The organism is Achromobacter sp. SIMBA_011 (genome assembly GCF_046535435.1).
Taxonomy (GTDB): domain Bacteria; phylum Pseudomonadota; class Gammaproteobacteria; order Burkholderiales; family Burkholderiaceae_B; genus Achromobacter; species Achromobacter dolens.
In genome coordinates this window covers 1-275 of the sequence record NZ_JAWRWN010000400.1, presented here as the reverse complement: position 1 = coordinate 275, position 275 = coordinate 1, and the positions used below count along the sequence as shown (strand labels likewise).

General features: G+C 66.5%; 1 protein-coding gene. It reads right to left on the bottom strand.

Annotated elements, in window-relative coordinates:
- A partial coding sequence (locus SB816_RS31465; RefSeq protein WP_410548178.1) for a phosphatidate cytidylyltransferase occupies positions 1-275 on the bottom strand: 275 nt, incomplete at both ends.

Below are 275 nucleotides of genomic sequence, written 5' to 3'. Positions count from 1 at the left end.
ATGGAATCGACGCGATCGAGCATGCCGCCGTGGCCGGCGATCATCACGCCCCAATCCTTCGCGCCCATCGAGCGCTTGACGGCGGAGAGCACGAGTCCGCCGACGAAGCCGCCAATCACCGTGACAGCCGACATCAGCGCGGCCTGCCAGAGATTGAATGGCGTGAGGCTGTGGAGCAGGGTGCCGAGCCCGATGGCGAGCGCGCCGCCGCCAATCAGGCCTTCCCACGTTTTCGACGGGCTCACGAGCGGCGAAAGCTTGTGCTTGCCCCACAG